The 20,232-nt window shown below is 69.4% G+C and carries 19 protein-coding genes; 7 read left to right on the top strand and 12 right to left on the bottom strand.

The window, feature by feature from the left end; translation table 11 throughout:
• Positions 1–7: 7 nt before the first annotated feature.
• Together EV649_RS37160 and EV649_RS37155 are read left to right on the top strand one after the other, a co-directional pair.
• Entirely contained in the window at positions 8–1,006 is a 999-nt protein-coding gene (locus EV649_RS37160) for a rhamnogalacturonan acetylesterase (protein WP_130388397.1), read from the top strand.
• Between the two features lie 69 nt (positions 1,007–1,075).
• Positions 1,076–1,867: a hypothetical protein gene (locus EV649_RS37155; RefSeq protein WP_130388396.1), complete on the top strand. Its 792-nt coding sequence runs from the start codon at positions 1,076–1,078 to the stop codon at positions 1,865–1,867.
• Here EV649_RS37155 and EV649_RS37150 read toward each other — a convergent pair whose 3' ends face one another.
• From EV649_RS37150 to EV649_RS37120, 7 genes are all read right to left on the bottom strand, one after another.
• Positions 1,868–2,584 (bottom strand): alpha/beta hydrolase, encoded by a 717-nt coding sequence (locus EV649_RS37150; protein WP_130388395.1) that lies wholly within the window; start codon positions 2,582–2,584, stop codon positions 1,868–1,870.
• A 118-nt stretch (positions 2,585–2,702) separates the two neighbouring features.
• Complete coding sequence (locus EV649_RS37145; RefSeq protein ID WP_130388394.1) at positions 2,703–3,464, bottom strand: YebC/PmpR family DNA-binding transcriptional regulator; 762 nt, start codon at positions 3,462–3,464, stop codon at positions 2,703–2,705.
• Between the two features lie 33 nt (positions 3,465–3,497).
• The gene (gene pdxT / locus EV649_RS37140) at positions 3,498–4,091 is read right to left on the bottom strand and encodes a pyridoxal 5'-phosphate synthase glutaminase subunit PdxT (protein ID WP_130388393.1); all 594 of its coding nucleotides are present in this window, start codon (positions 4,089–4,091) and stop codon (positions 3,498–3,500) included.
• 115 nt (positions 4,092–4,206) lie between these two features.
• A complete protein-coding gene (locus tag EV649_RS37135; protein ID WP_241999144.1) occupies positions 4,207–4,752 on the bottom strand; it encodes a hypothetical protein in 546 nt (181 codons plus the stop codon).
• A gap of 45 nt (positions 4,753–4,797) precedes the next feature.
• A complete protein-coding gene (gene hrpB / locus EV649_RS37130; RefSeq protein WP_130388392.1) occupies positions 4,798–7,305 on the bottom strand; it encodes an ATP-dependent helicase HrpB in 2,508 nt (835 codons plus the stop codon).
• A 64-nt stretch (positions 7,306–7,369) separates the two neighbouring features.
• Positions 7,370–8,269: a pyridoxal 5'-phosphate synthase lyase subunit PdxS gene (gene pdxS / locus EV649_RS37125; RefSeq protein ID WP_130388391.1), complete on the bottom strand. Its 900-nt coding sequence runs from the start codon at positions 8,267–8,269 to the stop codon at positions 7,370–7,372.
• Positions 8,270–8,341: 72 nt separating this feature from the next.
• Complete coding sequence (locus EV649_RS37120) at positions 8,342–9,694, bottom strand: PLP-dependent aminotransferase family protein (RefSeq protein WP_130388390.1); 1,353 nt, start codon at positions 9,692–9,694, stop codon at positions 8,342–8,344.
• A gap of 127 nt (positions 9,695–9,821) precedes the next feature.
• Between EV649_RS37120 and EV649_RS37115 the strand changes: the two genes are divergently transcribed.
• Positions 9,822–11,477, top strand: a complete 1,656-nt coding sequence (locus tag EV649_RS37115; protein ID WP_130388389.1) for a bifunctional 3'-5' exonuclease/DNA polymerase — start codon at positions 9,822–9,824, stop codon at positions 11,475–11,477.
• On the opposite strand, the gene EV649_RS37110 is transcribed toward EV649_RS37115, so the two are convergent.
• The 3 genes from EV649_RS37110 to EV649_RS37100 all read right to left on the bottom strand — a co-directional run bounded on the left by EV649_RS37110 (position 11,459) and on the right by EV649_RS37100 (position 14,164).
• Positions 11,459–12,403, bottom strand: a complete 945-nt coding sequence (locus EV649_RS37110) for an RNA polymerase subunit sigma-70 (RefSeq protein WP_130388388.1) — start codon at positions 12,401–12,403, stop codon at positions 11,459–11,461. The genes EV649_RS37115 and EV649_RS37110 overlap by 19 nt on opposite strands.
• Positions 12,400–13,542 carry an NAD(P)/FAD-dependent oxidoreductase gene (locus tag EV649_RS37105; RefSeq protein WP_130388387.1) on the bottom strand — a complete coding sequence of 381 codons (1,143 nt, stop codon included), beginning with the start codon at positions 13,540–13,542 and terminating at the stop codon, positions 12,400–12,402. Before EV649_RS37105 ends, EV649_RS37110 begins: the two co-directional genes overlap by 4 nt.
• Before the next feature lie 127 nt (positions 13,543–13,669).
• A complete protein-coding gene (locus EV649_RS37100; RefSeq protein WP_241999142.1) occupies positions 13,670–14,164 on the bottom strand; it encodes a hypothetical protein in 495 nt (164 codons plus the stop codon).
• A gap of 197 nt (positions 14,165–14,361) precedes the next feature.
• Here EV649_RS37100 and EV649_RS37095 point away from each other — a divergent pair, with 197 nt between their 5' ends.
• Both EV649_RS37095 and EV649_RS37090 read left to right on the top strand, forming a co-directional pair.
• Entirely contained in the window at positions 14,362–15,114 is a 753-nt protein-coding gene (locus EV649_RS37095; protein WP_130388386.1) for an S-methyl-5'-thioadenosine phosphorylase, read from the top strand.
• The gene (locus tag EV649_RS37090) at positions 15,111–16,136 is read left to right on the top strand and encodes an NAD-dependent epimerase/dehydratase family protein (protein WP_130388385.1); all 1,026 of its coding nucleotides are present in this window, start codon (positions 15,111–15,113) and stop codon (positions 16,134–16,136) included. Before EV649_RS37095 ends, EV649_RS37090 begins: the two co-directional genes overlap by 4 nt.
• Here the strand turns inward: EV649_RS37090 and EV649_RS37085 are convergent.
• Positions 16,116–17,261, bottom strand: coding sequence for a HAMP domain-containing sensor histidine kinase (locus EV649_RS37085; RefSeq protein WP_130388384.1), 1,146 nt, complete (start codon positions 17,259–17,261; stop codon positions 16,116–16,118). The two genes, EV649_RS37090 and EV649_RS37085, sit on opposite strands and share 21 nt — an antisense overlap.
• On the bottom strand, positions 17,261–17,956 hold the full coding sequence (locus tag EV649_RS37080; RefSeq protein ID WP_130388383.1) for a response regulator transcription factor: 696 nt from the start codon (positions 17,954–17,956) through the stop codon (positions 17,261–17,263). Before EV649_RS37080 ends, EV649_RS37085 begins: the two co-directional genes overlap by 1 nt.
• 122 nt (positions 17,957–18,078) lie before the next feature.
• Between EV649_RS37080 and EV649_RS37075 the strand changes: the two genes are divergently transcribed.
• Both EV649_RS37075 and EV649_RS37070 read left to right on the top strand, forming a co-directional pair.
• Complete coding sequence (locus EV649_RS37075) at positions 18,079–18,729, top strand: glycosyltransferase family 2 protein (protein WP_130388382.1); 651 nt, start codon at positions 18,079–18,081, stop codon at positions 18,727–18,729.
• The gene (locus tag EV649_RS37070; protein ID WP_130388381.1) at positions 18,726–19,982 is read left to right on the top strand and encodes a DUF2064 domain-containing protein; all 1,257 of its coding nucleotides are present in this window, start codon (positions 18,726–18,728) and stop codon (positions 19,980–19,982) included. Before EV649_RS37075 ends, EV649_RS37070 begins: the two co-directional genes overlap by 4 nt.
• Positions 19,983–20,232: the final 250 nt, after the last annotated feature.

Here is a 20,232-nt window from a genome sequence, read left to right as displayed (position 1 = left end):
GGCTGCCATGCTGCGTTTGCTCACCGCTGGGGTCGTGCTGGCTCTCGGCGCCCAACCAATGACGGCCGCGGCAGAGGCCCCGTCGGAGTGCACCGGCGAGGCGCCTGTCACTTGCACGTACGACGTCCCTCCCGGCGACTACAACGTGAAGGTGGTCCTGGGCCGCGAGCGGAAACCTGTGGAGGTACTCGCGGAGGCGCGGCGGTTGATGGTGTCAGGGAGCTCGGCTCCGGTGCTGCACTTCACCGTCAATGTGCGGGAGCCGGAGGGGCAGCAGAACGGCTTCGGTGGACCAGGTACGCCGGGCCTCACGCTGCGCTTCTCCGGGGCGGCTCCGTCGAACGTCGTGGTGACCCCGGCGCCGGTCAGCACGCGACGGCTGTTCCTGGTGAGCGACTCGACAGTCACCGACCAGGAGACACCGCCGTACACGGGCTGGGGCCAGCGACTGCCCAGCCGCTTCGGTCAGGGGTTGTCGGTGACGAACCATTCCGGATCGGGTGAGAGCACGGTGTCGTTCCTGGCCGAGCCGGCGATGTGGGCCGCGCTGCAACCACAGCTCCGGCCGCAGGACGTCGTACTCGTGCAGTTCGGCCACAATGACAAGCAGACGACGGCCGCGCAGTACCGGGCCAATCTCAGCGAGATCGTCGCCGGCATCCGCTCGACCGGTGCGACTCCGGTCCTGGTCACGCCGATCGTGCGGAGATGGTTCACCGGGACGAAGCTCAACTCGACCGGTCTGATCGTCAACGGTTTGGGTGTCGACCTACCGGCAGAGATGCGCTCAGTCGCTGCGGCCGAGCACGTCGCCCTCGTCGATCTCACGGCCCGTACGCAGGCGGTCGTCGAAGCCCTCGGACCGGAGGCCGCCAAGGCGCTGTATCTGACCCGGGAGAAGCGCGACGACACCCACACGTCCGAGTACGGCGCCACCGTCTACGCCGATCTCGTCGCGACCGATCTCGCCGCGTTGAACCTGATCGACGACCGCTACTGGAACTGATGGCAACTTTTCGGGCTGTGTCGGCATCTCTCCATATATCTGCACTGGGGAGTGCGGGAGGGGGAGCAAATGCTGACACGTCGTACGGCGGCCTGCGCGATGGTGGGCGTGCTGGTTGTACTCGTCGCTGGTTGCCAGGGATCCGACCCGGCAACCAGCGACGCGATCGGAACCACACCGACACCTACCGCAACGTCCGTCACGCCGTCGCCGGTGGCGACGCCCACGAAGCCGTCTACCAGTACGCCGGCAAGCACGATCGCCGGACTGTCCTCGGCGAAGATCCTCGCCAAGGCCCAGGCCGCCGCGAAGGCCGCGACCAGTGTGCGGATGAAGGGCGCGATGTCCGACGACGGCGACAAGATCGTGCTGGACATCCGGCTCAGCAAGGCCGGCGGTCAGGGCACGATGAGCATCAACGGGGCCGCGTTCTCGCTGATCGTCCTGGACAAGACGGCGTACCTGAAGATCAGTGACAAGTTCTGGCGCGCCCAGATCAAGGACAAGGCCGACGCGGACGCCGTGATCGGGCTGGTCGGGGGCCGCTGGATCAAGACGTCGCTGACCGACAAGGACCTCGGTGAGCTCGCGGCGTTCGCCAGCAAGCCGAAGTTCTTCGACACGCTGTTCGAGCCGACCGGCACGCTCCGCAAGACCGCGCCGCGGACCGTCGACGGTGTCACCGCGATCGGTCTCCGCGACACCGACGGCACCCTGTGGGTCGACACCGCCACCGCACGCCCGATCCGCCTCGAGTCGTCCGGCACCGACGCGCTGACGTTCACCGAGTACAACCAGGTCACACCGCCGAAGGCCCCTCCGGCCGCCCAGGTGATCGACGGAAAAGCCCTCGGAATGTAGCTAGATCTTCAGCAGGGCCTCGGCCAGTTCGACCGGACGGGTGAAGCAGGCTTCGTGGCTGCCGGGGGTCGGGACGGGGGCGACGCCGAGCCGCTCGGCGAATCGGTTCCAGCCGTATTCGCCGGGCGGAAGGGCGACGTCGTCCTCGCCGAGCAGGTAGGCGACCGGTACGCCGAGGGTGTCGAGATCCAGCGGTGCGACGGTCTCGGTGAAGTACTGCATGGGCTGCGGCACGAGCAGGCTGTGTACGACGCGTTGCACGTCCTCGGACGCGTCCGGCATGAACGCCAGCTGCCACACCTCGAACGGCATCGCGACCGAGTTGTTCCCGGACGCCTGCGCCTGTCCGTCGAACAGGGCCTGATAGTTCGGCGGCACCTCGTCGTACAGGCTGCGGCCCTCGGCCGGGACGAACGCGCTCCAGAACACCAGCTTCCGCAGCCGCCCCGCGAGCCTCGGCGCGGCGCCGGCGATCACGTAACCGCCCCAGCTGTGCCCGACCAGCGTGACGTCCCGCAGGTCCTCGCCGTCGACCAACTCGACGACCGAGTCGACGACATCGGTCAGCGTGTACGGCGTCGGGTCCGCACCGTCCTGCAGTCCGGGCAGGGTCGGAGTCAGCACCTGATGACCCGCGGACCGCAGCTGCTCGGCGACGGGCCGCCAGGCCCACCCGCCATGCCAGGCACCGGTGATCAACACGAACGTTCCAGCCATGGCGCGCTCCTTCAAGGCTCAGGGTGCCTCGAATCGTGCCATTCTCTCTGACGCTCGTCAATAATCTGACACACTTCAGTCCGGGCAAAGGGGCCGCGGTCACCGCGGCCCCTAGGCTTCAGCCGACCTCGGCCATGATTTCGTCGGACACGTCGAAGTTCGCGTAGACGTTCTGGACGTCGTCGCTGTCCTCGAGGGCGTCGATCAGGCGGAAGATCTTGCCGGCGCCCTCGGCGTCCAACTCGACCGTCATCGACGGGACGAACTGGACATCGGCGGAGTCGTAGTCGATGCCGGCGTCCTGCAGTGCGGTCCGGGCCGCGACCATGTCGGTGGCCTCGGTGACGACCTCCCAGGACTCGCCGAGGTCGTTGACCTCGTCGGCGCCGGCCTCGAGCACGGCCTCCATCACGTCGTCCTCGGACAGCGACTTGCCGTCCTGGTCCTTGGCGACGACGATGACGCCCTTGCGGTTGAACATGTACGCGACCGAGTTCGGGTCGGCGAGCGATCCGCCGTTGCGTGTCATCGCCGTACGGACGTCCGCGGCGGCCCGGTTCCGGTTGTCGGTGAGGCACTCGACCAGCATCGCCACGCCGTTCGGGCCGTAGCCCTCGTACATGATCGTCTGGTACTCCGCGCCGCCCGCCTCGGCACCCGAGCCGCGCTTGATCGCGCGGTCGATGTTGTCGTTCGGGACCGAGGTCTTCTTCGCCTTCTGGATGGCGTCGTACAGCGTCGGGTTCCCGCCAGGGTCGCCACCGCCCATCCGGGCGGCCACCTCGATGTTCTTGATCAGCTTCGCGAAGAGCTTGCCGCGCCTCGCGTCGATGACGGCCTTCTTGTGCTTCGTGGTGGCCCACTTGGAGTGGCCTGACATGGCGAACCCAACCCTTCTACCGCTTGCAACGTCTCAGAGGCCGCGGACCAACTCGGCGAAGTAGCCGTGCAGCCTGGCGTCCCCGGTCATCTCCGGATGGAACGACGTGGCCAGCAGCCGGTCGTGGCGAACCGCGACGATCCTACCCGCGGCGGGGCCCGACCTCACCGTCGAGAGTACCTCCACGTCCCTCCCGACGCGCTCCACCCACGGTGCCCGGATGAACACGGCGTGGTACGGCGTGTCGAAAGCGGCAAACTCGAGGTCCGCCTCGAACGAGTCGACCTGCCGCCCGAACGCGTTCCGCCGGACGGTCACGTCGAGCCCGCCGAGCGTCTCCTGGTCCGCGGTCCCGCCGGTGATCTCGTTCGCCAGCATGATCATCCCGGCGCAGGTCCCGAACACCGGCATCCCGTCCGCGATCCGCTTCTGCAGCGGCTCGAACAACTCGAACGACCGCGCCAGCTTGTACATCGTGGTCGACTCACCACCCGGCAGGACCATCGCGTCGACCTGCTCCAGCTCGGACGGACGTCGTACGGCGAGACCCTCGACGCCGACCTCCGCCAGCATCGCCAGGTGCTCGCGGACGTTCCCCTGCAGTGCGAAAACGCCGATGCCGGTCATGGGGCCTCCCGGTCTGGACTGAGGAGCGGAGGGAGCGAAGCGACCGGAGCGACGAGGGAAGACCGGGAGCACCAGCCCCATGACCCGCCGCGCCGGAGGCGTGGCATCGGTAGAGTCATAGGTTCACCCTCCGTTGCCAGTCGACCGTGACCTCGATCCGGCCCTCGTCGAACACCGCGGGCAGGTCGTTCTGGCGCAGCAGCGCGAGCACGTCCTCCAGCAGCGGCTCCCCCGGTGCGACGTTCGCGGTGTCCGGGTGCCAGAGCTTCAGCTCGAGCATGCCGAAGTCGACCGCGTGCCAGACGTCGGTGTCGGTGAAGAACACCAGCCCCTGCGGACTGTCGGCGGCCTCCAGCGCCTGCCGAGCCGCGTGGTGGTCCGACGTGTAGCGGACCACCACCAGGCCGAGACGCTCGAATTCCGCGAGTACGGCGTCCAACCGGTCCGGATCCGTGGACTCGGGCCAGGCGGCGGCGTCCTCGTTGAGGTCCATGACCGCCTCGCCGATCAGCAGCGGCACCAGAGCGGCCGCGTCCATCGACGGCGCATCCTCCGAGACGGCCTCGGTCAACGCGGCCGTGATCGCCGCGTGGTCGGCGTACCCGGACCGCACCAGGACGCGTGCCAAGCCACGCAACTCCCGGGCCGTCCTCTCGTCCACCGATTGCAGGTTGCTTATCACCCGCCCAGGCTACTTCAGGCAACGTCAGCGAGGTTTCAGTCGCTTGGTCGGGATGGCGGTGAGTGGATCTTCCGGCCACGGATGGCGGGGGTAGCGGGCTCGCAGGTCAGCTCGGACCTGTGGATAGCCCTGCTTCCAGAAAGACGCGAGGTCGCTCGTGATCGCGACCGGGCGCCGTGCGGGCGACAGGAGGTGCAGAACGACTGGGACACGACCGTCCGCGACGGCTGGAGTGGCAGTCCAGCCGAATACCTCCTGCAGCTTCACTGCGAGCACCGGTGGCTCGACACCGTCGTACGCGAGTCGCACCTCGGAGCCCGATGGGACCTGGAGCCGTTCCGGTGCGAGTTCGCCGAACCGGGCTGCTGCAGGCCACGGCAGTAGTCGCCGGAGCGCCGAAGCCACGTCGATGTGGGCAAGGTCGCGCGAGCCTCGCACCGAGGCGAGCTCGGTCCCCAGCCATTCGTCGAGATCGGCCAGCAGCGCCTCGTCGTCGACCGCAGGCCACGGGGCTCCGAGGTGGGCATGGCAGAACGCGAGCCGCTCCCGCAAGGCGAGTGCGGCCTCCGACCAGCGCAGTACGGACAGACCGCTGCGCCGGATACCGTCGCGGACGGCCGCTTGGACGAGCAGCCGGTCGGGCTTTGCCAGCGGGACGTCGTTGAGCACGATCGCGCCGAGCGCCTCGACGCGCCGCGTCACGACCCGGCCGTCGTCCCAGCGGATCTGGTCGGTGGTCGAGACGAGGTCGCCCGCGATGTCTCGCGCGGTCTGCTCATCGATCGGCGCCGCGGAACGGATCCTGGCGTCGGCGCGGCCCGGTGCCCGGTCAGCAGCCGCGATCGCCAGCCAGGTCGTGGTCCGCAACGGCGACTGCGGATCCAGCGCAGCCCCCGTACCACCAGACATCTGGTACGTCGCCGAATCGGCCCCCCGGACCCGCGCGATCCGATCCGGATACGCCAGACCCACCACAATCCCCGCCGCAAGATCGTCCGCTACTAGGCGCGGCTCCGGACCAGGCGATGCGGTCGTCGTGCCTCGGCCGAGACGCTTGGTTTCTTCTCGCCAGCGCGCCGTGGCTCCGCGGTCCTCGCCGCGGCGGAGGGCTCGCCAGCGGGCCGGTAGATCATCGCCGAAGTCTCGGCCGGAGTCGTCCGAGAGCATCGCGACGACCTCGCGTGCCCGGTCGGCGCCGACCCGCGGCGTCCCGTCCAGCAACGCACGGGCCAACCGGGGATGCGCCCCGATCGCCGCCATCCGCCGGCCCCGCTCGGTGATCCGGCCGCCGACGTCGAGGGCATCGAGGCGACGCAGCAATTCGGTGGCCGCGGTCATCGCCACCACCGGCGGCGCCTCGAGCAAGGTCAGACCGTCACCAGCGGGCGCACCCCACGCCGCGAGGTCGAGGGCGAAGGCTGCCAGATCGGCAGTCGCGATCTCCGGCGCCGCGTGATCGTCGAGATGCGAGTGGTCGGTCGCAGACCAGCACCGATAGACCCGGCCGGGCGCCTCCCGCCCGGCGCGACCCGCTCGCTGGTCGGCCGACGATCTCGAAACCCGGCAGGTGACCAACGCGCCGAGGCCACGGGATTGATCGGTTCGCGGCTCCCGGGCAAGACCCGAGTCGACCACAACCCTGACCCCGGGCACGGTCAGCGAACTCTCCGCGACCGACGTCGTGACCACGATCCGGCGGGTGGCGGCCGGCGCCAGCGCGCGGTCCTGTTCAGCCCTGGACTGGCGACCGAACAACGGCAGGACATTCTGACCGGCCAACCGGCGAGTCACACCGTTGATCTCGGCCTCCCCCGGGACGAACACAAGAATGTCCCCGTCGTTCTCGATCAGTGCACGCCGGACGACGGCCGCGACGTGATCCAGCAGGCGCGGGTCGACCCGCCCACCGGGAAGCAGCGGCACGGGAACCGGTGGCGGGGCCCACTCGATCGCCACGTCGAACAGCGCGGCAGACGCGGTGATCACGGGCGCCGGAACTTCCGAGCCCAATGCGCTACGCAGCCTGATCGTGTCCGCCGTGGCCGAGGTCGCGACGAGCGCCAGGTCTTCGCGAAGGTTCGCCCGGATGTCGACGCAGAACGCGAGCAGCAGATCGGCATCGAGGTGCCGCTCGTGGCACTCGTCGATCACAATCGCGGCGACCCCCGGCAACTCCGGGTTCTGCTGCAGACGGCGTACCAGGAGCCCTGTCGTCACCACCTCGACACGGAGGCCCTTGCCGCCGCTGCGTTCACCGCGCATCGCGTAGCCGATCCGCTGCCCGAGCGGTTCGCCGACCAGCATCGCCAGCCGGGCCGCAGCCGCGCGGGTCGCCATCCTGCGCGGCTCGGCGACGATGATCGTGCCCCCGAGCGCGTCGCCCAGCGCAAGCGGCAACAGCGAGGTCTTCCCCGAGCCAGGCGGCGCTACCAGCACGGCAGTGCCACGCGAACGCACCGCATCGACCGTGGCAGGCAGAACCGCCCGGACAGGCAGATCCGCCCCCGGCACCGACGACTCAGGCAGCAACACGCCCCGACGCTAACCGACCGCCACCGCAGAACCCTTCACCCACCCGCAAGCGGGTCGATCAGCCTTACCAGCCGCGCTCGGCGAGCCGGTGCGGCTGCGGGATCTCGTCGACGTTGATGCCGACCATCGCCTCGCCCAGACCGCGGGAGACCTTGGCGATCACGTCGGGGTCGTCGTGGAACGTGGTGGCCTTGACGATCGCCTCCGCGCGCTGCGCCGGGTTGCCCGACTTGAAGATGCCGGAGCCGACGAACACGCCCTCGGCGCCGAGCTGCATCATCATCGCGGCGTCGGCCGGGGTGGCGATCCCGCCCGCGGTGAACAGCACCACCGGCAGCTTGCCCAGCGCGGCGACCTCCTTGACCAGCTCGTACGGCGCCTGCAGCTCCTTCGCCGCGACGTACAGCTCGTCCTCCGGGAGGTTCTGCAGCTTGCGGAGCTCCTGGCGGATCTGGCGCATGTGGGTGGTCGCGTTGGACACGTCACCGGTGCCGGCCTCGCCCTTGGAGCGGATCATCGCCGCGCCCTCGGTGATCCGGCGCAGCGCCTCGCCCAGATTGGTCGCGCCGCAGACGAACGGCACGGTGAACTGCCACTTGTCGATGTGGTTCGCGTAGTCGGCCGGGGTGAGCACCTCGGACTCGTCGATGTAGTCCACCCCGAGGCTCTGCAGCACCTGCGCCTCGACGAAGTGACCGATCCGGGCCTTGGCCATCACCGGGATCGACACCGCGCTGATGATCGAGTCGATCATGTCCGGGTCGCTCATCCGGGAGACGCCGCCCTGCGCGCGGATATCGGCCGGGACCCGCTCCAACGCCATCACCGCGACCGCGCCGGCGTCCTCGGCGATCTTGGCCTGCTCGGCGGTGACGACGTCCATGATCACGCCGCCCTTGAGCATCTCCGCCATGCCGCGCTTCACCTTGGCGGTGCCAACCTGCGGGGTCTCGTTCTCGGTCACTGCATCCTCCTGGTCGTGGGCCTCAGCTCCAGGTTAGGAGGTGGCGGGCATCGATCTTCAGTCCACCCGGAATCAAGTGGACTGAAGTACCTCGTCCAGCCGGGCGACCACGAGCCGCAGCGTGGCCGGCGGGGCCGTGAACGGGATCCGGATGTGCCGGCGGTCGGTCGCGTCCGGCGTGAACAGGTCGCCGGCGCCGAGCAGCAGCCCCTGCTCGCGGGCCGCATCCAGGACGCGGCGGGCCCTGGTTTCGGTCAGCTCGAGCCAGAGCGTCATACCGCCCGTCGGCGTGGGCCATGCCACACCGTCGAGGGTCCGGAGTCCGGTCTCCAGGGCGTTCAGGTTGGCGCGCAGCCTCGTCCTGCGGCGGCCGATCACCTTGTCGAGCTTTGGCACGATCGCCCGGGCCAGGAGATCGTCCAGCGCACTCGGCGACGCCACACTGAGCTGTGCCGCGGTGTTGATCCGCCTGCGGAGTTGCTTGCCCGTACGCACCCAGCCGACGCGCAGTCCGCCCCACACCGTCTTGGACAGCGAGCCGACGCTCACGGTGCGCGGGTAGCGGCTCAGTGGTTCGGCCTGCGCCCCGCTCGCCAACCACAGCGGCCGCATCGTCTCGTCACTGATCAGAGCAGCGCCGTACCTGCGTGCTATCTCGACCACAGCTTGACGGCGATCGGCTGGCAGGCTGAGGCCGGTCGGGTTGTGGTTGTCGGCCTGCAGGTAGATGACCTTCGGCCGGTGGCGCCTGCAGAGGTGAGCGAGCTGGTCGGTGTCCCAGACACCTGCGGGCCAGCCTGCTACGTCGAGGCGGTGTCTGCGGAGCAGGTCGAAGGCAGCCGGGTACGTCGGGGTTTCGGTGATCGCCACGCCCGGTCCGAGGTCCAGCCCGGCCAGTGCGGCGTTCAGACCGGCTGCTGCGCCTACGGTGAGCGTCAGCTGCTCCGGCTCGGTCGGCACGCCCTCTGCGGTGAGGCGCTCGGCCAATGCCGCTCTGAGCTCCTGCGATCCACCTGGTGGCGGTCCGTCACCTCCCATGGCCTGTGGCAGCCCGTCCTGCACGATCTGTGCGGCGGCCTCAGCGACGTCATGCGGCGCGGCCGTCGTGGCGAACCGCAGGTCCAGCACCGGCCGGTCCCCCGCTGTCACCGTCGACGCCGGCGCCACAGGGTCCAGCAGCCGGTCCAGCGGACGCACCACAGTCCCGGAGCCACGCTTGGTCTCCAGTACGCCGTCGCGCCGGAGGTTCTCCAGCGCGCGTACGACGGTCACGCGACTCACCCCAAGCCGCTCCGCCAGCACCCGCTCCGACGGCAACCGCGACCCGATCGACAGGTCGCCCCGCTCGATCCGCCGCAGCACGAGCCCCTCGACCTGCTCGGTCTTGGTCCCGTCCGCCGCCTCCAGATCCCCCGCCCGCCACATAAGTCCAGTCTCCCACAACTGGCCTGATCCGCCGTCTTTGTGCCCCCACCGACCGTTTTCTGGCCCTCGAAACGGATGGTGGGTGCTCAAGGTTGGGGCTGTCGGTGGCGGGTGTGAGGATTCGGGTATGGACGAACGGTGGCTGATCGCTGCGGAGGAGGGCGGCGGGGCGATGCTCGTGGCCCTGCATCCGGACGGGCAGCCGGCCGGGGAGATCCTGCGCGAGCCGGATCTGGTCGCGGCCGTCGCGTCGCGGCCGCAGGTCACGCGGTGGGTTTGGCGTTCGTCGAGCGAGATCTATCCGCGGTTGCTGGCCGCCGGCGTGCGGGTCGAGCGGTGCTACGACATCGAGAACACCGAGGGCCTGCTCCTCGGCCACGAGGGCCGGCTCGGCGAACCACGGTCGGCGGCCGCCGCGTGGGCGCGGTTGAGCGGCCGTCCGGTCCCACCCGATCCGCCGCTGCGTGCCGTCGTACCGGGTGAGCAGTCGTCGTTGTTCGAGATCGCCGTCGAGCCGATCCCGTTCGAGGCGTTGCTCCGGGTGTACGCCGACCAACTCCGACGTCACGATCTGGCCGAGTACCCGGATCGCATGCGGTTGCTCACGGCATCGGAATCGTCCGCGATGCTCGTCGCCGCGGAGATGGATCAGGCCGGGCTGCCGTGGAGCGCGGCCGCGCATCGGGAGCTGTTGAGCGAGTTGCTCGGTGAACGGTTCCCTGGTTCGGGCGAGCCGCGCCGGTTGACCGAGCTCGCGGACGAGATCTCCGCGGCGTTCGGGCATCGCGTGCGGCCCGAGCTGCCGGCCGACGTACTGAAGGCGTTCAAGCAGGCCGGGCACCAGGTGAAGTCGACGCGGAAGTGGGAGCTCGAGCATGTCGATCATCCTGCGGTTGCGCCGCTGCTGGAGTACAAGAAGCTCTACCGGATCTACACCGCAAACGGCTGGAGCTGGCTGAACGACTGGGTCCACGACGGCCGGTTCCGGCCCGGGTTCCTTCCGGGTGGCACGGTGTCGGGTCGATGGATCACCAACGGCGGCGGCGGTCTGCAGATCCCGAAGGTGATCCGCCGCGCGGTGGTCGCCGACCCCGGCTGGCGGCTCGTCGTCGCCGACGCGTCGCAGCTCGAGCCGCGCGTCCTCGCCGCGATCTCCCGCGACCGCGCGCTGATGGAGGTCGCCAGCGATCCCGGTGATCTCTACAAGGCCGTTTCAGACCAGGCGTTCTCCGGGGACCGGGCGCAGGCGAAGATCGCCGTACTGGGTGCGATCTACGGGCAGACGTCCGGCGACGGCCTCAAGAACCTCGCCATGCTGCGCAAACGATTCCCGCACGCAGTCCAGTACGTCGACGACGCGGCCCGCGCGGGCGAGGAAGGCCGACTGGTCCGCACTTACCTCGGCCGCACCTGCCCACCCAGCGGCCACCCCCTCGACGAAGCCCTCCTCGAAGGGCCACCCGCCGATATCCCCACCACAGACCCGCGCCACGCGAGGGCCCGCGGCCGCTTCACCAGAAACTTCGTAGTACAAGGCAGCGCCGCGGACTGGGCACTCCTGCTCCTGGCCGCCCTCCGCCAGTCCCTGACACCCCTCAAGGCCGAACTCGTCTTCCACCAGCACGACGAGGTCATAGTCCACTGCCCCACCGAAGAAGCCGACCAGGTAACCGAAGCCATCCAACAAGCCAGCAACCTCGCCGGCACCCTGACCTTCGGCCCCACCCCCACCAACTTCGCCTTCACCACCGCCACCGTCGAAACCTACTCCGACGCGAAGTAGCTCTCGGGCAGGTTGTACAGCTGGTGGTTTGTGGTTTCGAAGGCGGTTATTTCGGCTATCAGGCTGGACTCTATGCGGAAGATGTCGAGGGCGAAGAGGTGGTGTTCGAGGTAGGCGGCCAGGGTGGGTTGGCGGTTGATTGTGGTGGGGATGAAGTGCCAGTGGCCGCGGTACGTCGGGGTGAGGTTCGGGATCAGCGAGCGGATCGCGTCGGTGCGGCCCTCGAACCAGAACGGGTACGGCGGCATCGTGATGCGGATGTCTTCGTGCATGAGGGCGGCGAGCGCGGTGGGGTCGGCGTTGTCCCAGGCGGTCAGGTAGCGCTGGAGGAGTTTGCGTTCGTCTTCGGAGGTGTCGCGCGCCGACCACTCGGAGCGATGTGGTGGTAGATGCTCGCGAAGGACAGGACGCGCCCGTTGCAGGGCTGAGTTGACGGCTGCCACGGACAGGTCGACAGCGGCTGCGGTCTCGCGGGCGGACCAACCCAGGACGTCACGGAAGATCAGTACGGCGCGCTGCCGCGCAGGCAGGTGCTGGATCGCGATCAGGAACGCCAGCTCGATCGTCTCGCGCCGGATCGCGACCGCGTCCGGCTCCTCGGCCCGATCCAGCAGTACGTCGGGAAACGGCTGCAACCACGGCACATCCTCCCGCGCCGGCAGAGCTGTAGCGGGAAACGAGGCCGGCTCCAACTGGTACGGCAACACCCGACGAGGACGCCGTACGTCGATGCACGCGTTCGTCGCGATCCGGTACAACCAGGCCCGCACCGACGATCGCCCCTCGAACTCCCCCATCGCCCGCCACGCACGAAGAAACGTCTCCTGCACCAGATCCTCAGCCTCGTCGTACGACCCGAGCATCCGGTAGCAGTGCACCCGCAGCTCATGCCGATACCGCTCAACATCCTCCTCGAAGCCGCTCACTTCGCGTCCTCCAACGGGTTCTGGCCGACCAACTCGTGCCCGCGCCGTGCCGGGTCACGCACCGCGTCGAAACCGTAGCCCACCATCTCCGCCTCGTACTCCCGCAACGCCTCGACCACCGGCCGCCCGCCCGCCGCCTCGCGGATCCGCGCGGCCAGCACCTGCCCGTCGCGCAGCGCGGTGTTGGCACCGACCCCGATCGCCGGACTCATCACGTGAATCGCATCCCCGAGCAGCGTTACGCGACTCGTCTCCCAAGGACCGATCGGCACGCTGGAGCGCACCGTCACCGGAAAGATCGCGTCCTGTCCGGCAAGAACCTCCCGTACGGCGGGATGCCACCCGTCGGTCATCGCGAGAGCGACTGCCCGCAACTCCGACCCGGACAAGGCGACCAAGTCCGAGCACGGAAACTCCTCGACCCGTGCTCCGAACACGCACGTGAGGTAGTCCGTCACCGGCGACAACCCGGGCGTCCTGCCCGGAGCCTCCCCGAACCGCACCGGCGCCAGCCCGACGAACCGCTTCCCCGGACCCACAACCGTCGTCCACAACCCGAGCAGCTCCTCGGCCCCGAACGCCGCCTTCCCGTACAGCAACCGCAGCCCCGCATCCACGACCCGGGCCTCAGGCAACAACTGTCGCCGCGTCACCGACCCGGCCCCGTCAGCCCCCACCAGTACGTCGCCGACCGCCACGGACCCGTCCTCGAAGTGCGCCGTGACGCCATCCGGCCCCGACTCGAACCGGGTGAACCGAGCCCCGAACCGCACCACCCCGTCCAGCCCCGCGAGCAGGATCTCCCGCAACGTTTGCCGGTTGACCGCAAGATTCCCGCCACCGGGCAGCCCTGGCACCGGAGGCTGCTCGAAGCGGTGCAGGAGATTCAGCTCGTGGTCGTACGTCGCCGTCACCCCACCCGGCGTACCGGCCGTCGCAACGAAAACGTCGTACGCCGATCTGCTCAGCACCGCGCGCAACGCGGCAATGCCGTTGGGATCGATCCGGATCCGGTACCCCTGGTTGCGGATGACAGGCGTTGCGTCCCGCTCGTAAACGGCAACGCTGATCCCGGCGCGGCGCAGGCCCTGAGCGAGCGCCAGACCACCCAGGCCGGCACCGATGACTACTACATGCATGACGGTTGTCCCTTCTCTTGATCGAAAAGGGACGCACCGGAGAGCTTCTGTACGAGCGGTCGAACCGCCATCCGGACTACCTACCGGACCGTGACTTTCGTACGTCCGCCGTCGACGCTAGCACGCGTCAGTTGCCGTCTTCCAGTTCGATGGTGGTGGGCATGGGGGCGTGGCCGGCTAGGCGGAACCAGGTGACCAGGCGGCGGTGGCGGAGGTCTCGGGTGGAGACGACGACGTCGTTGTGGAAGCGGCGGGCCAGTTGGACTCGGCGCATGGCGAGGGTGAGTTCGCCGGACCAGGGTTCGATGTCGGTGCCGGTGGCATGGATTGCGCGGGTGAGGGCGGACTCGGCTTGTTCGCGGAGTTCGAGCGCGTCGAGTGAGGCTGCCCGGGCACGGTGGGCCGCGTCGAGTAGCAGGAGCGCGGAGGCCGGGTCGAGGATGTCGCTGCCGGCCAGTTCCGCGACCAGCGCGGAACGTCGCGCGAGCTCGGTCTCCAGCGATGCGCGGGCGAGTTCCACGCGGTGGTGCAGCCGGTCGAGCCGACCGGCGGTCCAGCTCGCGTAGGCGCCGAACAGCAGCAGCACCGCGCCCACCGCGAGCAGCACCCAGGAGATCTCCACACCCCCATTCGATCACCCACCACGCCCCAGGCCGCCAACCCCCGCTCTGGAGCCCAACTTTGAGAACCCACCAACCAAAAATCGCGCGGGAATTTGGTTGGTGGGTTCTCAAAGTTGCTGTGGAGGGCGCTTACGGAGCGGTGACGGTGGGGTTCGTTGGGGTGATTGGTGGGGTGGGGCGGCATTAGCGTCGGGGTATGGCTGAGATTGGTGTGGTTGGTGGGTCCGGGTTCTACTCGTTTCTGTCCGGTGCGGAGACGATCGAGATCGACACGCCGTACGGCGCACCCAGCGAGCCGCCGCTCGTTGGTGACCTCGACGGGCGGGAGGTCGCGTTCATACCGCGGCACGGCGCCGACCACCGGTTCCCGCCGCACCGTGTGAACTACCGCGCGAACCTGTGGGCGCTGCGCGAGCTCGGCGTCCGCCAGGTCCTCGGTCCCTGCGCGGTCGGATCGCTCAAGCCCGAGCTGACCCCCGGCACGTTCGTGGTCCCCGACCAGTACGTCGATCGCACGTGGGGCCGGGCGCACACGGTGTACGACGAGGCGCCGGTGGTCCACACGTCCGTCGCGGATCCGTACTGCCCCGTCGGCCGCGCCACGGTGATTGCCGCGGGCAACGTCGTACCCGAGGGCACGATGGTGGTCATCAACGGACCGAGGTTCTCGACCCGGGCCGAGTCGCAGTGGCACGCGGCGCAGGGCTGGTCGGTCGTCGGCATGACCGGCGCACCCGAGGCAGCCATCGCACGCGAACTCGCGCTCTGCTACACGTCGATCGCCGTCGTCACCGACCACGACGCGGGCGTGGAGACCGGCACCGGCGTCACCCAGGCCGAGGTGTTCGAGGCCTTCCAGCAGAGCATCGAGCGCCTCCGCGAGCTGCTGACGAACGTGATCGCGCAACTCCCGAAGCCCGACACCGACTGCACGTGCCACCACTCATGAGAGTCCTGCTCACCGGCGGCGCCGGCTTCATCGGTACCCACGTCCACGACCAACTCATTGCCGAGGGCCACGAAATCACCGTTCTCGACTCGTTCCGCCCGGACGTGCACGCCTCACGCCCCGCGAGCCGCCCCGGCCTGATCGTCGGCGACATCCGCGACGCGGACGTCGTGACCAGGGCACTGGACGGCATCGACACCGTCATCCACCTGGCCGCGAAGGTCGGCCTCGGCGTCCATCTCGACGACATCGACGACTACGTCTCCTCCAACAGCCTCGGTACGGCGGTCCTCCTGAAGTCCCTCGGCAAGATCCGCAACCTTGTCTACGCCAGCTCGATGGTCGTGTACGGCGAGGGCCGCTACGACTGCGACGACCACGGACAGGTCGCCCCGGGCCCCCGACGTACCGAAGACCTCGAACAAGGCCGCTTCGAGCCGCCCTGCCCGCACTGCGGCGCACCGCTCCGCCCCGGCCTCGTCACCGAGGATGCCGCGCTGGATCCGCGGAACGCCTACGCGGCCAGCAAGCTCAACGGTGAGCATCTCGCCGCCACCTGGGCCCGCGAGACGGGCGGCCGCGTCACCGCACTCCGCTTCCACAACGTGTACGGGCCCGGCATGCCGCGCAACACGCCGTACGCCGGAGTTGCCGCGATCTTCCGCTCCGCACTCGAACGTGGCGAGACGCCACGTGTCTTCGAGGACGGCCGTCAACGTCGCGACTTCGTGCACGTCCGCGACGTCGCAGCCGCAGTCACGCTGTCGGCGACCGCGCTCCCCCACCAGCCACCGTTCGCGGCCTACAACGTCGGGAGCGGGACCGTCACCACGATCGGTGAGGTCGCGGCCGAGCTGGCCCGTGCGTACGGCGGCCGGCCGCCCGTCGTCACCGGCGAGTACCGCCTCGGCGACGTCCGGCACATCACCGCCTCGTCCGACCGCCTGAAGAACGAGCTCGGCTGGAAGCCGGCGTACGACCTGCAAGCTGGTCTCGAGGATCTACTCCACTCGGCTCGCTAGCACCGGCGGGAGGTCGATCTCGAACGCGCAACCACCGTCGACGTTGCTGACGGCAATCTTCCCGTCGTGGGACTCGACCACACCTCGTGCAATCGCCAGCCCCAGACCGCCGCCGCCCGCGTCGGGCGTGCGCTGCTCATCGCCGCGCCAGCCGACATCGAAGACGCGCTCCAGATCGTCAGCCGGAATCCCGCCGCAACCGTCGGTCACCGCGAGCCGGACCCGTCCGTCGATCTCGCGATCGACCGTCAACGTCACCGTCCCACCCGCCGACGTGTGGCGGATCGCGTTGCCGACCAGGTTGGTGACGGCGCGCGTCAACTCGTCCGGATCCCCTTGTACCGCGAGCCGATCGTCGTCACCCGGCGTCGAAACGGCCAGCTGAACGCCTTCCGCCCGCGCATGCTCGTTGTTCTCCCCCGCGACGTCCTCGGCCAGCTCCCGCAAGCTCACCGCCGACCGTCGGCGCGGTGGCGGCGCCGTGGACAACCGCGACAGCTCGAACAGGTCGTCCACCAACCCGGTCATCCGGTCGACCGTCGACCGCATCTGCCGCAACGCCCCCGGTACGTCGTCGATCACGCCGTCCTCGAGCCCTTCGGACACCGCCCGCAACCCGGCCAGCGGCGTCCGTAGGTCATGCGACATGAACGCCACCAGCTCCCGCCGGCTCGTCTCCAGAGCCCGTTCCCGCTGATGCGACGCGGCGAGCTTCTTCCGCGTCATCTCCAACTCGTTCGTCAACGCGGCCAGCTCCGCCGGGACGACAACACCAGCAGCTTCCGTCGGCTCGTACGACGTACCGAGATGACGCAACCGCCGTCCGACATCGCGCGACCCCACAGTGATCCAGTGCCCGAGCAGCACCGACATCGCCAACCCGAGCAGCGCAGCGAACGCCAGCGTCCACAGCACCACCCACGAGTCGTGCTCGGAGATGAACATCGCCCGCACGCTCTGCAGGACCGCCGCGAGCGCGCCCGCCATCGGCGCCAGCGCCGCCACGATCATCGTGATCCGCAACGACCGCCGCCGGAACCGCCACAGCACGACCGCCCCGACCGCCGCCACCACGAGCGTCCAGAGCGTGGTGAGCGCCAGGATCGTCGCCATATCTCTGTTCATCAGGCGTCACCAGCGAACAAGTACCCGGTCCGCGGCACGGTCAGCACGAGTTTCGGGTCGGACGGATCCGCCTCGATCTTCTCCCGCAACCGCCGTACATGCACGGTGACGGTCGACGAGTCGCCGAAGTCCCAGCCCCAGACGCGGCGGAGCAACTCGGCCTTCGTGTACGCCTTGCCCGCGTGCGACACCAGGTACGCCAGCAGGTCGAACTCCCGGTGCGTCAGCGACAGCTCGTCCTCGCCGAGGTACGCACGCCGCGCCGCCGTGTCGACCATGACCGGCCCCGCGCTCAGCTTGGTCGGCGTCAGATCGAGCCCGGCCAGGCGCTCCTCCCGCCGTACCATCGCCTGCACCCGCAGTGTCAGCTCCCGCGGGCTGAACGGCTTGACCACGTAGTCGTCCGCGCCGACCTCGAGCCCGACCAGCCGATCCTCTTCCTCGCCGCGCGCGGACAGCATGATCACCGCGGCACCGTCGTCGGCCGCGCGCATCCGGCGCAGCACCTCGAGTCCGGAGAGGCCGGGCAGCATCACGTCCAGTACGACGACCGACGGCTTCCACTGCTGCCACACCTCGACCGCCGAGGCGCCGTCCGCGACCACGCGGGCGTCGTACCCGGCCTTCGTCAGGTACGCCGAGACGACGTTCGACACGGTCGGGTCGTCGTCCACCACAAGAACACGAGTAGCCACGGTCCGAGCGTAGATCCTCCGCCCGTCCCGGAGCCGCACCAGCGCCGGAACGCAGTACGCCGTAAGCGACCCGTAGTCGTGTTCGCGCCCTGACGACGCGGGTTCGTCCTTACCGTCGAAGAATGTCCGTCGATCTCGTCCTGCCGTGCCTGAACGAGGCGGCCGCCCTGCCCTGGGTCCTCGAACGGCTCCCGCCCGGCGTCCGCGCCATCGTTGTCGACAACGGCTCCACCGACGACTCGGCCGCCGTCGCCGCACGACTGGGCGCGACCGTTGTCCAGTGCGAGATCAAGGGGTACGGCGCTGCGTGTCATGCCGGTCTGGAGGCGGCCGACGCGGACATCGTGGCGGTGATGGACGCGGACGCCTCGCTCGATCCGCGGCAGCTGGTCCGGGTGACCGCGCCGGTCGCTGCCGGCCGCGCGGATCTGATCGTCGGTCGCCGGCGGCCGGTGTCGCGGCAGGTCTGGCCGTGGCATCTCCGGCTGGCCAACGCGGAACTGTCCCGGCGGATCAGGCGCCGTACGGGCGTCGCCTTGCACGATCTCGGTCCGATGCGTGCAGGGCGGCGTACCGCGCTGCTCGGACTCGGGCTGACGGATCGACGGTCCGGATACCCGTTGGAGACGGTGGTCCGCGCCGCCGACGCCGGGTGGCGGATCGCTGAGGTCGACGTCGATTACCTCCCGCGCTCGGGGCGCTCGAAGGTCACAGGTACGCCGCTCGGCGCCGCGCGCGCCGTACTCGACATGTCGAAGGTTTTGGCGCGATGAAGCGCGGCACGGTGATCGTGATCGCGAAGGCGCCGGTGCCGGGGCGGGTGAAGACGCGGCTGCAGAGCGAGTTCACAGCGCGGGAGGCGGCGGCGCTGGCGCGGGCGTCGCTCGTCGACACGCTCAGCGCGGTCCAGTTCGCGCCCGCGACGCGGCGGGTGATCGTGCTCGAGGGTGAACCGGGGCCCTGGTTGCCGCCGGGGTTCGAGGTCGTGGCGCAACGCGGTGGCGGGCTCGACGAGCGGCTCGCGGCGGCGTTCGAGGACGTGTACGACGGTACGCCGATGCTGCTCGTTGGGATGGACACGCCGCAGCTGCGGCCGGAGCTGCTCGGGTTCGAGTGGTCCGGGTATGACGCCGTACTGGGGCTGACCGAGGACGGCGGGTACTGGTGCCTCGGGCTCCGTACGCCGGATCCGCGTGCGCTGGTCGGCGTACCGATGTCGACCGACCACACCGGGCGGGATCAGCTCCGTCGGCTGCTGGCGTTGGGTTTGCGCGTGCAGATCCTGCCGACGCTGCGGGACATGGACACGCCGCGGGATGCGGCGTACCTCGCTGACGAGTTCCCGTCGTTGCGGGTGTCACGGCTGTACCGGCGGCTGCAGCATGCGGCACATCCGGGACTGCTGTTCGAGCAGGCACTCGGCGGTACGGCGCGAGTTGTTGCCACCGGCATCGATGGACGGACTGTGCCGTCGCTGTCCGAGGTGGATCGCTGGACGGCGCCGGCGGACGACGTGGATCGGCTCGCGCTGAGTCGATGCGAGGGGCCGGTGCTGGACATCGGGTGCGGTCCGGGACGGATCGTGACTGCGCTCGCCGAACGCGGCATCCCAGCGCTCGGGGTCGATGTGTCGCCGCGGGCTGTCTCGCTCACCACGTCGCGTGGCGCCTCGGCGTTGCATCGTCCGGTGCAGGATCGGCTGCCGGGTGAGGGGCGCTGGGGCAGCGTGCTGCTGATGGACGGGAACATCGGGATCGGCGGTGATCCGGCCGATCTGCTGCGTCGCTGCGCCGAGCTCGTGCGCCCCGACGGTCTCGTGCTCGTCGAGGTCGATCCGGACGACGATCTCGACGACATCACGCCGATCGTCCTCCGCAGCTCCACCGGCCGCCGCTCCACCCCGTTGCCCTGGGCAAGAGTAGGCACCCGCGCCCTCATCCGCCACGCCCGCACAACCCACCTCCATCCCACCGAAGACTGGCGCACCCCCCACCGAGCCTTCCTAACCCTCCGCCGAACCGCATGACACGCCCCTCAATCCCCAACTTTGTGCACGGTTCAGTCAAATTCTGGCGCCGGAAATGGTCGAACGGTGCACAAAGTCGCCAGTCCATCCGGGTGGGGGGTGCTGTGGTGGCTCTGGCGGCGGCGACCATCGCCGCCGCGCGGGCGCAGTGGTGGGCGGATTTGGTGTTGGTGGTGGGGGCGGTTGTAGTTGCTGGGGTGGTTTGGCGGTTTGGGCGGGGGCTGAGTGTCGGCGCGGTGGTGGTTGTGGC

The sequence above is a fragment of the Kribbella sp. VKM Ac-2569 genome (assembly GCF_004216905.1).
In the GTDB taxonomy this organism is placed as follows: Bacteria; Actinomycetota; Actinomycetes; order Propionibacteriales; family Kribbellaceae; genus Kribbella.
The sequence above is the reverse complement of the archived record's forward strand: the minus strand, read 5'-3'. Positions and strand labels throughout refer to the sequence as shown.

Excerpts from the sequence above, each read along its gene's own strand:
- EV649_RS37115 (WP_130388389.1), top strand. The coding sequence starts at position 9,822 with ATGGACGAACGGTGGCTGATCGCTGCGGAGGAGGGCGGCGGGGCGATG.
- EV649_RS37085 (WP_130388384.1), bottom strand. The coding sequence starts at position 17,261 with ATGAACAGAGATATGGCGACGATCCTGGCGCTCACCACGCTCTGGACG.
- EV649_RS37150 (WP_130388395.1), bottom strand. The coding sequence starts at position 2,584 with ATGGCTGGAACGTTCGTGTTGATCACCGGTGCCTGGCATGGCGGGTGG.
- EV649_RS37070 (WP_130388381.1), top strand. The coding sequence starts at position 18,726 with ATGAAGCGCGGCACGGTGATCGTGATCGCGAAGGCGCCGGTGCCGGGG.
- EV649_RS37120 (WP_130388390.1), bottom strand. The coding sequence starts at position 9,694 with ATGTGGCGGGCGGGGGATCTGGAGGCGGCGGACGGGACCAAGACCGAG.
- pdxT (WP_130388393.1), bottom strand. The coding sequence starts at position 4,091 with ATGACCGGCATCGGCGTTTTCGCACTGCAGGGGAACGTCCGCGAGCAC.
- EV649_RS37105 (WP_130388387.1), bottom strand. The coding sequence starts at position 13,542 with ATGCATGTAGTAGTCATCGGTGCCGGCCTGGGTGGTCTGGCGCTCGCT.
- EV649_RS37155 (WP_130388396.1), top strand. The coding sequence starts at position 1,076 with ATGCTGACACGTCGTACGGCGGCCTGCGCGATGGTGGGCGTGCTGGTT.
- EV649_RS37095 (WP_130388386.1), top strand. The coding sequence starts at position 14,362 with ATGGCTGAGATTGGTGTGGTTGGTGGGTCCGGGTTCTACTCGTTTCTG.
- EV649_RS37090 (WP_130388385.1), top strand. The coding sequence starts at position 15,111 with ATGAGAGTCCTGCTCACCGGCGGCGCCGGCTTCATCGGTACCCACGTC.
- EV649_RS37160 (WP_130388397.1), top strand. The coding sequence starts at position 8 with ATGCTGCGTTTGCTCACCGCTGGGGTCGTGCTGGCTCTCGGCGCCCAA.
- EV649_RS37075 (WP_130388382.1), top strand. The coding sequence starts at position 18,079 with ATGTCCGTCGATCTCGTCCTGCCGTGCCTGAACGAGGCGGCCGCCCTG.
- EV649_RS37145 (WP_130388394.1), bottom strand. The coding sequence starts at position 3,464 with ATGTCAGGCCACTCCAAGTGGGCCACCACGAAGCACAAGAAGGCCGTC.